This is a genomic window from Promicromonospora sp. NPDC060204, from assembly GCF_042728455.1.
Taxonomy (GTDB): domain Bacteria; phylum Actinomycetota; class Actinomycetes; order Actinomycetales; family Cellulomonadaceae; genus Promicromonospora.
Genome location: NZ_JBHWZO010000214.1, coordinates 1 through 11093 on the forward strand (window position 1 = coordinate 1; position 11093 = coordinate 11093).

Consider the following 11093-nt stretch of genomic DNA (forward strand, 5'->3'; position numbering starts at 1 on the left):
CCTGTGTGTCACGCCCCGGTACCGCCCAGGGACCGCGGGCCGTCAGACCTCGGCGTCGGCGAACCGCTTCTCGACACGCCGGTCGTGCAGGATCGACACGCCGACGGCTGCGAAGTAGAGCACGCAGATCGGCAGCGCCACCAGGACCATCGTCAGCGCGTCCGGCGTCGGCGTGATGATCGCCGCGAACGTGAACGCCACGAGGATGGCCCACCGCCAGCCGCCCAGCAGCGCCTTGCCCGACAGCAGGCCGGCGAAGTTCAGGCCGACCAGCAGCACCGGCGACAGGAACGCGAGCCCGAACGCGATCAGGAGCCGCATCACCAGCGACAGGTACTCCTGGGCGTTGGTGAACGCGGTCGCGTCGTCGGGCAGGAACCCCGACAGGATCTGGATCGCGTGCGGGAACACGAGCCACGCCATGTACGCCCCGCCGAGGAACAGCGGGAACGCGGCGCCGACGAACCCGTACGCGTACTTCTTCTCGTTCTTGTTCAGACCCGGCGTGATGAACGCCCACACCTGGTACAGCCACCACGGGCAGGTCAGGAACACGGCCAGGAACAGCGACGACTTGATCTTCAGGTCCAGCGCCGCCATCGGCCCGGCGAAGTTCAGGGTCATCTCGTTGCCCCGCATCTGCTCCGCCACGACGAGCGGACGCTGGAGCAGGACCAGCAGCGGGTCGTAGAGCAACCACCCGGCGATGGCGCCCACCACCAGGCCGACGGCTATCAGGACAAACCTCTTGCGGAGCTCGAGCAGGTGCTCGAGCAGTGGCATCCGACCGTCGGACGCCCGTCTCGTACGTGCCACCGATCAGGCCTTGGGGATGTCGCGGTCCTTGGGGTCGATCAAGCCGGGGGTCGAGCCCGATCCGGTGGTCGAACCGGTGGTCGTGGTGGTCGAGGCGCCCGGCGCGTTGTCGGCAGCGTTGCCGTCGGCGTCCGACCGGTCGTCGCGCATGTCCTTGATCTCCTTCTTGAAGATCTTCATCGACTGGCCCACGCTCTTGGCCAGGCCCGGGAGGCGGGTGGACCCGAAGAGCAGCAGGACGACGACGAGCAGGACGATCCAGTGCCACGGTTGCATTGCGCCAGCCATGGTGACTCCTTACGGTGCGGTGCTGATTGTGGTGCGGATATGCCCGATCCTACGCGAACCGAGGGGGCACAGCGGTAGCCGGATCATGGACATGAAATGGCGATCGCCGGGGAGAGTCACCATCCCCGGGCGATCGCCGTCCCACGTGCGGCAGGACTCGACGGGCGAGCCGGCCACGACGGTGTCCGATCCGGGCTCACGGCCCCTGGTAGGTCGACGCACCGCCCGTGCCGACCCGGACGCCCATCCACCCGAGGTACTCGCCCGGAGGCAGCCCGATCGTCGCGGAGTAGCGCACGTTGGTGCGGCTGATCCGGTAGACGCGGTGGTCGCTCATGATGCAGCCCAGGCACCGGTGGTCGCGGCTGTTGGGGCTGTAGCTGGTGATGCTCGCGCTGGACCCGACGTACAGCCGCCAGGTGAAGCGGAAGGACATCATCACCAGGCCGTTGTCCACCTTGGCCAGGCAGTTCGTGTAGGTGATGACGCGCGTCGAGCCCGACGTCCTGCAGCCGGTCACGGACGACGGGGCCAACTGAGAGGACGGGGCCAACGGGGACGACAGAGCCGACGGAGCCGTCACGGAAGCCAGCCGCACCGGGTCCTGCGGGAGCGAGGTCCCGGAGACGCCGACCGACCCGTCGGCGAAGGTGCTGACCGTCGAACGCATGCCGTCCTTGTCCTCGGTGCGCACGTCGACGGGTTCCGCGCCCGCGGTCATGGAGAGCCAGCGGCCCCCGCTCTCGTACGACGCGAGGAGCGCGTCCTGGTCCGTGGCGGCCACGTGGTACTCGTCGAAGAACGAACGCAGCTGCGTTTCCTCGTCAGCGGTCAGCTGCCTGTCGGACCTGCCGGACCCGCCGACCGTCACCGGTGCGTCAGCCGCGCCCCGGACGGTACCGGCACCGGCCGAGGCGATGGTCGGTTGACTCCCGACCAGCACCGCTGCGGCAAGAACCGCGACCCCTACCAGCCTTCGTCTTGATCTCTTCAAGGAAGCCCCCTGCGATGTCAGGAAAACCCGATGTCAGGAAAAGACCGCCGGGGAGCGCCCCCGGAGGGTCATGACGCCCTCAAAGCATGGGGTGAATTTGATCAAGGTGCCAAGTTTTAGCCCTGCTGAGCCGGCCGCGTACGGCGCCTACTCGTTGAAGTGCTTCCACTTCTGCCAGGTCGCGACGTTCCGCGCCCGCCGGGCATCCCGGCGTCCCGCGCGCGCCACCCGCTGCGCGTGGACGCGCTGGTAGTGGATCGTCACGTCGTCGAACAGGCTCGGCCCGGCATGCTGCGTGCTCGCCGGCTCACGCGCCCGGTCCGACGCCTCCTGCATCCGGTCGGCCGACTCGCCGAAACGCTGCGACGCCCGGCCCAGCTCCTCCAGGAGCCCCCTGGCCGACCGCCACAGCGAACGGGCCAGAAAGAACGCTCCGACGAGGGTGCCCACGATCAAGAGGGTCCATACCCAGAACCACATGGTCGCCCAGCCTAGTGCTGATCGGCCGATGTGGCTGCGTCGCGCACGCCACCGGTACCCACTGCGTCATCTGCGCCGTCACCGTCGCCGTCCCCGTACAGGGCCAGCGCGGCCGTGGCCGCACCCGCGACGTCCGCGGCCAGCGCCTCCGGCGAGACCGAGCGCACCAGCGGCGCGAGCCGGATCAGGGTGCTGCGCAGCCACCCCGGGTTCGTCACCCGCAGCGTGACCTCGAAGTCGCCGTCGGGCAGGTTGCGCACCGACTCGACCGGCACCTCCTCCGCGAACCACCGCGCCCGCGGCGCGAACCGGATCGTCGCCAGCGGCGAGGAACCACCCGCGAACAGCGCACCGAAATCTATCTCCGGCTCCTGCCCGGGATGCGCCTGCACCGGCACGTCCGTCTCCGTGGCCTCCAGGATGCGGTCCACCCGGAACGTACGCGGCGCGTCCGCCCGGTAGCACCAGGCCGCGAGGTAGGCGAACTCGTCCTGCGTGTGCAGCCGCACCGGGTCCACGTCCCGCTCGCTGACCACGTCCGACGACGTCACGTACCGGATCCGCAGCCGGTGCCGGTTCGCCAGCGCCGACGAGATCGCCGCCACCACCTGCTTGTCACCGCCCGGAGCGAGCCGCACGTCGACGGCGCTCGCGGCCTCGCCGGTCGCGTCGGTGAGCTTGCGCAGCGCGGACTCCACGACGGCGGACCGCGCGGGGTCGGCCTGGACGGCGCCGGTCGCCTTCATGGCCCGCAGGGCCGCGACCAGGGCGACGGCCTCGCGGGTGCCGAGGCGCAGGGGCCGGGTCATGCCGCGCGCCTCGGTCAGGTGCACGACGCCGCGGTCGATGGAGGCGGCGTCGAAGTCGATGAGGTCGTCGGGCCAGTACCCGGGGGTGCCGGAGACCCACAGGGCGTCGACGTCCTTCTGGATCTGCGCGGGGGTGGTGCCGAACCGGCCGGCGAGGTCGGCCACGGACACGGGCCCGGCGCCGTCGAGGTAGGCGACGATGCCCAGCAGGCGCAGGAGCCTGTCGTCGGCGCGCTCAGCCACGGGACACCTCCACACGGACGTCGTGCCGTACATCGGTGTGCGACGAGCCGAGCGCCGCAGCGGCGGTGAGCCGGCGCACCGTCTCTTCGCGCACGGACTCGGGTTCCAGGACGACGAGCGCGGCGCCGTACCCGGCGGCCTCGGACGCCATGCCGGTCAGGGACCGGTAGGGCACCTGCAGGATGTCCCACCCGGCGGGTTCGCTCACGCTCTCGCCGGCACCCGCACCGGTACCGGCACTGTCACCTGCCGCCGCACCCGCACCTGACCGGGTGGTGCGGGCCAGGCGGGCGTCGTAGGCGCTGCGCTCGCCGTCGGGCACGGCCTTGGCGCGGGCGCGCAGCGCGCTCGCGCGCTCGGGGCGGACGGCGACGACGGCCTGCCGCATCTCGCCGTGCGGTCCGCCGCCCAGCATGGCGTCGGTGTCGAAGTCGGGTACCTCGTAGGCGTTCGCGGGGCCGATGACGCGCACACGCGACTCGATGCGCGACATGCGGAACACGCGGGGCGCCTGCCGGTCGCGGTCGAAGCACATGAGGTACCAGCCGCCGTCGCGCGCGGCGATGCGCCACGGCTCGACGTGCCGGACCAGCACGGCCCCGTTGTACGCGGCGCGGTAGCTGAACGTCACCACGCGACGGGCCTCGATCGCCTCCATGAGCGGCCCGTAGGCGTCGCCGACGGCGCGCACGGACGGCGCGAGCCCGGCCAGTGCGTCGGCCGACGGGTCCCCCGCCCCGGCGGCGCGCAGCTTGACCATGGCGCGCGTGATGTCGGTCTGCAGCGTCTTGTCCTGCCAGAACTGCGCGGCCAGCGACAGCACGCCGAGCTCGGCCGGCGTCAGGTCGATCGACGGCAGCGCGTACGCGTCCTGGTCGATCCGGTACCCGAGCTCGTCGGTGTGCCCGCCGGTGCCGACCGTCACCACGGGGATGCCCAGGGCCCGCAGCATGTCCTTGTCCCGCTCGAACATCCGCTCGAACGCCTCGTCGCTGGGCGCGTCCGAGTAGCCGGCCACGGCGGTGCGCACCTGCTGCTTGGTCATGGCCGCGTTCGTGTTCACGAGCGCGATGACAAGATTCAGGAGGCGTTCGGCCGGGTTCAGTGCCGGGTTTGCGGGCTGGCTCGACGGCGTGCCGGATGACGTACCGGGTGGCACCGTGGGAGATGAGGTGGGGGGCAGGTCGCTGGACATCAGGTCAACCGTATCGGGCGGTAACCTCCACCGTGTGATGACGTGGCGGATCGGGACCGTGATTTCCACAGGCAAGTCGTGGCGAGGAGCCCTCGAGCTCCAGGTGACGCTCGACCGGCCCCTGCCCGGCCGGGCGGGCGAGGCTGCGTCCGGACCGCTGACGGTCCGCGCCTTGGCCTACACCGACCTCGTGGGCGAGCCCGCCGTCGGCGACGCGCTGCTCCTGAACGTGTCCGCGCTGGCCCGCGGCCTCGGCACCGGCGGGTACGCCCTCGTCGTCGGCCCGGCCGCGCCCGGCACCAGGCTGCCGCCCGACCCCGTCGTCGGGCCCGGCCACCTCGTCAAGGCCCGCTACACGCCCCTGCAGACCATGGTGCTCGGCGTCGACGAGCAGGAGTCGCCCCACCACACCACCCTGGCCGACGCCGACAGCCTCGACGGCATGCCCGTCGTCGTCGCCGACCTGCACTCCGCGCTGCCCGCCGTCGTCGCCGGGCTGCGCCACGCCGCCACCGCCGCCGGACGCGCACCCGGCGACCTGCGGGTCGCCTACGTCATGACCGACGGCGGCGCCCTGCCCGCCGCGTTCTCCCGCACCGTCGCCGCCCTGCGCGAGACCGACTGGCTGACCACCTGCGTCACCGTCGGCCAGGCCTACGGCGGCGACCTCGAGGCCGTCACCGTGCACACCGGCCTCCTGGCCGCGCGGCACGTCGCCGGGTGCGACGTCGCCGTCGTCACCCAGGGACCCGGCAACCTCGGCACCGGCACCCGCTGGGGTTACTCCGGCGTCGCCGCCGGCGAGGCCGTCAACGCCACCGCCACCCTCGGCGGCCGCCCTGTCGCCTCCCTGCGCGTCTCCGGCGCCGACCCCCGCGACCGCCACCTCGGCGTCTCCCACCATTCCCTGACCGCCTACGGCCGCGTCGCCCTCGCCCCCGCCGACGTCCCCGTACCCGTCCCCACCGCCGACGTCGAGAACCTGCCCGCCTGGGGCGCGCCCCTGACCGGCCGCGTCCACGACCAGGCCCGCACCCTGGCCGACACCACCCCGCATACCCTCGTCGACGTCCGCGCCGACACCGCCCTCCTCGACACCCTGCGCACCTCCCCCGCCGGGTTGCGCACCATGGGCCGCGGCCTCGACGCCGACCCCGCCTCCTTCGTCGCGGCCGCCGTCGCCGGCGTCCACGCCCACCGGCTCACCACCGGATGACGCGCGAGAACCAGCACGAGAACCAGCACGGGAGCCAGCGCCGGATGCCACAGCCGACACCACGCACAGCACCCCGAGCACGCCTCGCCCTGATCTGCACGCTCGTCGTCGTCGCCGTGCTCGGCGCCGCCACCGCCACCCCCTGGACCTTCAGCACACCCCGCCTGCCCACCGTCGAGATCTCCCAGGCCCCGCAGTCCCAACCCGCCCCCTCCGGCACCCCCGAAGCACCACCCGCCCAGCAACCCGACCCCGCCGACAACCGCTGGGTCGTCCTGGTCCTCGTCACCCTCGTCGGCCTGCTGATCGCCGTCCTGCTCACCCTCGCCGCCCGCAAGCTCCTGTCCATCCGCCGGGAACCCACCGACCTCGACCCCGACAACCTCGCCGCCGGCACCACCACCGACACCCTCGGCGACGACATCGACCTCCCCGAGCTGCAGGACGCCGTCACCCGCGCCCTGAGACACCTCGAAGGACACGCCCGCCCCCGCGACGCCGTCGTCGCCGCCTGGGTTGCCCTCGAAGAAGCAGCAGAGCGCGCCGGCGCCAGCCGCGACCCCGCCCAGACCCCCACCGAGTTCACCAGCACCGTCCTGGCCGCCACCCCCGCCCCACCCGACGCCGTCACCCGCCTGCGCACCCTCTACCAGCGCGCCCGCTTCACCGACCGCCCCATCGACACCACCACCGTCGCCCAGGCCCGCACGGCGCTCGCGGACATCGCGCGCACGCTCGACGTCGACCAGCCCGACGTCGAACAACCCGGCCCCGACGAGACCGGGCCGGTGCGACCCGGCCCCGGAGAGGAGCCCGGACCTCGATGAAGCGGCACTGGAACTGGCAGCGCCTCACCGCGATCACGGTCACCGCCGTCGTCGTCGCCGCCGGGCTCGCCTTCTGGCAGATCATCGACCCCTGGCACGCCGCCGCGGCCGTGGCCGTCGTCGTCGCCCTGGCCGCCCTGTGGTCCAGGACCGAGGACGCCGACCCCGACCCCGAGTGGCCCCACGTCGTCACCGAGGCCCGCGCCGGCGGACGGCACGACGTATCCGACCTGAGCTGGTCCACCTTCACCCGCGACGGACGCGTCACCGAACGCGTCGTCCGCCGCGTCCGGGCGCTCGCCGCCGACCGGGTCCGTGCCCACGGTGTCGACCCCTCCGACCCTGCCGCGACGGAGGACGTCGAGCGGCTGCTCGGCGCACGCGTGGTGCGCGGCCTGTCGTCCCGCCACGCGCCGACGGCCCGGACCCTGCAGTCCTGGCTCGACGCGATCGAACGCCTGGGCGCGGCGCCCGCAGAACGCCCGGCCGCCACCGCGCCCGTCCCCACCCCCGAGGAGAACCGTGCCTGACCTGAACGAAGCCCCGGACGCCGGTGCCAGCACGAGCGCGAGCAGCACAAGCACCGCGAGCACCGTGAGCCCCCTGCCCGTCGCCGACGTCGCCGCGCTCGGGGAACGGGTCCTCGCCGAGGTCGGCACCGCCGTCGTCGGCATGCGGGACGCGCTCCAGGTCGCGCTGGCGACCATCCTCGCGGGCGGGCACGTGCTGTTCGAGGACGTGCCCGGGCTCGGCAAGACCCTCGCGGCCCGGTCCCTGGCCGCCGCGCTGGGCCTCGACTTCGCCCGCCTGCAGTGCACCCCGGACCTCCTGCCGGCCGACATCACCGGCTCGTCCGTGTTCGACCCGGCCACCCGCACGTTCGAGTTCCGGCCCGGCCCGGTGTTCACCGGCCTGTTCCTCGCCGACGAGATCAACCGCACCGCCCCGAAGACCCAGTCGGCGCTGCTGGAGGCGATGGCGGAGCGCCAGGTCTCCATCGAGGGCACCAGCCGGCCGCTGCCCCGCCCGTTCCACGTGCTGGCGACGTCCAACCCCGTCGAGTACGAGGGCACCTACCCGCTGCCCGAGGCGCAGCTCGACCGGTTCATGGTCCGCCTCGCCGTCGGCTACCCGGACGCCGACCAGGAGGCCGAGGTGCTGACCCGCCGGCTCGCCCGCCGGCAGGAGGCCGCGCCCGTGCGCCAGGTCGTCGATCCCGCGACAGTGCTCGCCATGCAGGCCGGCACCGAGGCCGTCGCCGTGGACCCCGACGTCGTGCGCTACTGCGTCGACCTGGCCGCGTCGACCCGCGGGCACACCGCCCTGGAGGTCGGCGCCTCGCCGCGCGGCTCGCAGAACCTCGTGCTCCTGGCCCGTGCCGTCGCCGTCCTGGACGGTCGTGACTACGTGCTGCCCGAGGACGTCAAGCGCGTCGCCGTGCCCGTGCTCGCGCACCGCATCACCCTGACCCCGACCGCGTGGGCCTCCGCGACCCGCCCCGAGACCGTCGTGTCCGACCTCCTGCGGGCCGTGCCGACCCCTGCCACGGTCCGGTCGCGATGAGTTTCGGCGGCGTCATCGGCTCCGAGGGGCGCTCCCGGGGTGACCGGTCTGGTGGCGCGGGGTCTGGTGGCGCGGGGTCTGACGGCGTCCAGGGCTGGCGGCTCACCTCCGTGTACACCGCCGCCGTCGTGGCCGGCGTCGTCCTGCTCGCCCTGGGTGTGCTCGCCGGGCGAGCCGACCTGGCCCTGATCGGCGTGCCCGGTCTGCTCGCCGCGGCCTGGGCCCGGTCGGGGCGCCCGGACAACAAAGCCGCAGAGCCGCGCGGCACCCTCCGGGAGCCCGAGGGTTCGGCCACCGCCGGCGAGCTCACGGCCACGCTCCGCATCGCGCCCGGCGCCGCCGACGTCGTCCACCTGCGTATCGGCGCCGCCGGCCACCGCACCACCGAGGTGGCCCTGCGCGCGACACAGCATTCGACAGAGCACCCGACACCTCACGAGGCACCGCACGAGACCCCGGCCCGCGACGTCCCGCTGCGCCTGTCGTCCGTCCGTACGGGGCCGCAGGACACCTTCGCGATCGACCTGCGCGGCTCGCTCCACGCCACGTGGGAGCAGGAGCCCGTGCAGGTCGGCGGCACCCGCCGACTGGTCCTGCCCGCCGCCGCGCCTCTCGGCAGGCTGCCCCTCCCGCAGCGGCTGCGCGGCCTCACCGGCCCCCATTCCTCGCGCCGCCTGGGCGACGGCGCCGAGCTGCGCGACATCCACCCCTTCACCCCGGGCGACCGCCTGCGCCGCATCGACTGGCGCACCACCGCCCGCCGCTCCCCCGACCTCGACACCCTCTACGTGCGCCGCACCTACGCCACGGCCGAGGCCACAGCGGTGCTCGTCGTCGACTCCCGCGACGACGTCGGACCCGACCTGCACACCTGGCGCGGCTACGGCACCCTCCGCGTCGACGAGCCCACCTCCCTCGACCTCGCCCGGCACGCCGCCGCCTCCATAGCCCGCGCGCTGGTCGAGGGCGGCGACCGCGTCGGCCTGGAGGACCTCGCCCGACGCCGCCGGCCCCTGCCGCCCGCGTCCGGCCGCCGTCACCTGCGCCGCATCGTGCACGGCCTCGCCCTGGCCCACCCCAAGGACCGGGCCTCCGTCCACCGGGTCCGCCCGCCCCAGGTCCCCGCCGACGCGATCGTCTATCTCTTCACGACGGTGCTCGACGACGAGCCCCTGCACCTCGTGCGGACCTGGCGCACCAAGGGCCACCCCGTCGTCGTCATCGACACCCTGCCCGACGTCCACCCCGTCACCGAGAGCCACCTCCGCATCGCCTGGCGCATCGCCCGCCTGGAACGTGAGGACCGGCTCGCCGCCCTCACCGGGGAGGGCGTACCCGTTGTCCGCTGGGCCGGCTCCGAACGCGACCGGGCCGCCATCAGGTTCGAGACCCTCGCCCGCGCCGCCGAACGACACGTCCCCGGACGGACGGGCACCCCATGAACTCCACCCGACCCGCCGACTGGTCCCACCTCCTGCGGTCGGCCCGCACCCGCCTGCGCCTGACCAGCGACCCCACCGCGCGCCCCCTGCCCGAGATCACCATCGAGACGGGGCCCACCCTGCGCGGCTGGACCCTCCGCCTCGCCCTCGTCGTCCTCGTCCCCGCGCTGTTCCTCACCGCCGCCTCCCGCACCCCCGACCTGTCCTCCGGGATCGTCTGGAGCCTGGCCGCCCTCTTCACGATCCTCCTGGTGGTACGCCCCACCCCCGCGACAGCCGCCGGGGCGCTCGTCCTGGCCGCCCTGCTCTTCTGGGGCCTGTCCCCGGGCCCGGGGACAGGCCAGGCGTTCGACCCGTGGTCCCTCCTCGTCGCACTCCAGGGCTACCTCGTCGCCCGCCTCACCTGGTGGGCCGCCCACGTCCCCCTCCGCGGCCGCGCCGAGATCGCAGCCCTGCTCACCGGCTGGCGACGCGACCTCGTCGTCCTGGGCGGCACCGCCCTCCTCGCGGCGCTCGCGATGCTCGTCTCCGGTGCGACCCTGCCGGGCGCCGTCCTCCTCGCCGCCCTCGGCGTGGCCGGGATCGCGTTCGTCGCGCTGGCGACTCACCGCTGACCGCGTGACGATGGACGCGTCCCACCGCCGGCCGGAACAGGAGGACCACCGATGTCCCCGAAGCTGCCCCGCTACACCGTCCCGTCCCTCACCCCCGAGCAGGGGGCGGAGGTCGCCGAGATCCTCCAGCAGCGGCTGCACGCGCTGAACGACCTGCACCTGACCCTCAAGCACGTGCACTGGAACGTCGTGGGGCCGCACTTCATCGGCGTCCACGAGATGCTCGACCCGCAGGTCGACGCCGTCCGCGCCATGGTCGACCAGATCGCCGAACGCATCGCCACCCTCGGCGTCGTGCCCGTGGGCACCCCCGGGGCGCTCGTCGCCTCCCGTACCTGGGACGACTACGCACTCGGCCGCGCACCCGCCATCCAGCACCTCGCCGCCCTCGACGACGTGTACGCCGGCGTCATCACCGCGCACCGCAACGCCGCGGACGCCACCGCCAAGCTCGACGACGTCACCAACGACCTGCTCATCGGGCACCTGCACGACCTCGAGCAGTTCCACTGGTTCGTCCGTGCCCACCTCGAGTCGACGTCGGGCGCCCTCACGGAGTCCTGAGCTCAGCTCCCGCCGCCGAACGTGTCAGACGCCCAGGTCACC

13 protein-coding genes are annotated in these 11093 nt (G+C 73.5%); 7 read left to right on the forward strand and 6 right to left on the reverse strand.

Going from position 1 to position 11093, the window contains the following annotated elements; all coding sequences use genetic code 11:
• Positions 1-42: 42 nt before the first annotated feature.
• The 6 genes from tatC to ACFWEJ_RS22055 form a co-directional block, all read right to left on the reverse strand.
• Complete coding sequence (gene tatC / locus ACFWEJ_RS22030; RefSeq protein WP_377231327.1) at positions 43-783, reverse strand: twin-arginine translocase subunit TatC; 741 nt, start codon at positions 781-783, stop codon at positions 43-45.
• Positions 784-819: 36 nt separating this feature from the next.
• The gene (gene tatA, locus ACFWEJ_RS22035; protein ID WP_377231328.1) at positions 820-1104 is read right to left on the reverse strand and encodes a Sec-independent protein translocase subunit TatA; all 285 of its coding nucleotides are present in this window, start codon (positions 1102-1104) and stop codon (positions 820-822) included.
• 196 nt (positions 1105-1300) lie between these two features.
• Positions 1301-1888: a hypothetical protein gene (locus ACFWEJ_RS22040; RefSeq protein WP_377231329.1), complete on the reverse strand. Its 588-nt coding sequence runs from the start codon at positions 1886-1888 to the stop codon at positions 1301-1303.
• Between the two features lie 357 nt (positions 1889-2245).
• Positions 2246-2578 (reverse strand): hypothetical protein, encoded by a 333-nt coding sequence (locus ACFWEJ_RS22045; RefSeq protein WP_377231330.1) that lies wholly within the window; start codon positions 2576-2578, stop codon positions 2246-2248.
• An 11-nt stretch (positions 2579-2589) separates the two neighbouring features.
• The gene (locus ACFWEJ_RS22050; protein ID WP_377231331.1) at positions 2590-3630 is read right to left on the reverse strand and encodes a helix-turn-helix transcriptional regulator; all 1041 of its coding nucleotides are present in this window, start codon (positions 3628-3630) and stop codon (positions 2590-2592) included.
• Positions 3623-4693 carry a helix-turn-helix transcriptional regulator gene (locus tag ACFWEJ_RS22055; RefSeq protein ID WP_377231332.1) on the reverse strand — a complete coding sequence of 357 codons (1071 nt, stop codon included), beginning with the start codon at positions 4691-4693 and terminating at the stop codon, positions 3623-3625. Before ACFWEJ_RS22055 ends, ACFWEJ_RS22050 begins: the two co-directional genes overlap by 8 nt.
• A 166-nt stretch (positions 4694-4859) precedes the next feature.
• Between ACFWEJ_RS22055 and ACFWEJ_RS22060 the strand changes: the two genes are divergently transcribed.
• From ACFWEJ_RS22060 to ACFWEJ_RS22090, 7 genes are all read left to right on the forward strand, one after another.
• Positions 4860-6041 carry a DUF3866 family protein gene (locus ACFWEJ_RS22060; RefSeq protein ID WP_377231333.1) on the forward strand — a complete coding sequence of 394 codons (1182 nt, stop codon included), beginning with the start codon at positions 4860-4862 and terminating at the stop codon, positions 6039-6041.
• Positions 6038-6868 (forward strand): DUF4129 domain-containing protein, encoded by an 831-nt coding sequence (locus tag ACFWEJ_RS22065; RefSeq protein ID WP_377231334.1) that lies wholly within the window; start codon positions 6038-6040, stop codon positions 6866-6868. Before ACFWEJ_RS22060 ends, ACFWEJ_RS22065 begins: the two co-directional genes overlap by 4 nt.
• Positions 6865-7398 (forward strand): hypothetical protein, encoded by a 534-nt coding sequence (locus ACFWEJ_RS22070; protein WP_377231335.1) that lies wholly within the window; start codon positions 6865-6867, stop codon positions 7396-7398. Before ACFWEJ_RS22065 ends, ACFWEJ_RS22070 begins: the two co-directional genes overlap by 4 nt.
• A 64-nt stretch (positions 7399-7462) precedes the next feature.
• Complete coding sequence (locus ACFWEJ_RS22075; RefSeq protein ID WP_377231339.1) at positions 7463-8431, forward strand: AAA family ATPase; 969 nt, start codon at positions 7463-7465, stop codon at positions 8429-8431.
• Complete coding sequence (locus ACFWEJ_RS22080) at positions 8428-9873, forward strand: DUF58 domain-containing protein (RefSeq protein WP_377231336.1); 1446 nt, start codon at positions 8428-8430, stop codon at positions 9871-9873. Before ACFWEJ_RS22075 ends, ACFWEJ_RS22080 begins: the two co-directional genes overlap by 4 nt.
• Positions 9870-10487: a hypothetical protein gene (locus ACFWEJ_RS22085; RefSeq protein WP_377231337.1), complete on the forward strand. Its 618-nt coding sequence runs from the start codon at positions 9870-9872 to the stop codon at positions 10485-10487. The genes ACFWEJ_RS22080 and ACFWEJ_RS22085 overlap by 4 nt, the downstream gene beginning before the upstream one ends.
• 51 nt (positions 10488-10538) lie before the next feature.
• Positions 10539-11051, forward strand: a complete 513-nt coding sequence (locus ACFWEJ_RS22090) for a Dps family protein (protein WP_377231338.1) — start codon at positions 10539-10541, stop codon at positions 11049-11051.
• Positions 11052-11093 lie beyond the last annotated feature (42 nt).

Bases quoted from the DNA above. Each gene is read 5' to 3' on its own strand.
- tatC (WP_377231327.1), bottom strand. From the start codon at position 783: ATGCCACTGCTCGAGCACCTGCTCGAGCTCCGCAAGAGGTTTGTCCTG.
- tatA (WP_377231328.1), bottom strand. From the start codon at position 1,104: ATGGCTGGCGCAATGCAACCGTGGCACTGGATCGTCCTGCTCGTCGTC.
- ACFWEJ_RS22045 (WP_377231330.1), bottom strand. From the start codon at position 2,578: ATGTGGTTCTGGGTATGGACCCTCTTGATCGTGGGCACCCTCGTCGGA.
- ACFWEJ_RS22065 (WP_377231334.1), top strand. From the start codon at position 6,038: ATGACGCGCGAGAACCAGCACGAGAACCAGCACGGGAGCCAGCGCCGG.
- ACFWEJ_RS22070 (WP_377231335.1), top strand. From the start codon at position 6,865: ATGAAGCGGCACTGGAACTGGCAGCGCCTCACCGCGATCACGGTCACC.
- ACFWEJ_RS22080 (WP_377231336.1), top strand. From the start codon at position 8,428: ATGAGTTTCGGCGGCGTCATCGGCTCCGAGGGGCGCTCCCGGGGTGAC.
- ACFWEJ_RS22085 (WP_377231337.1), top strand. From the start codon at position 9,870: ATGAACTCCACCCGACCCGCCGACTGGTCCCACCTCCTGCGGTCGGCC.
- ACFWEJ_RS22090 (WP_377231338.1), top strand. From the start codon at position 10,539: ATGTCCCCGAAGCTGCCCCGCTACACCGTCCCGTCCCTCACCCCCGAG.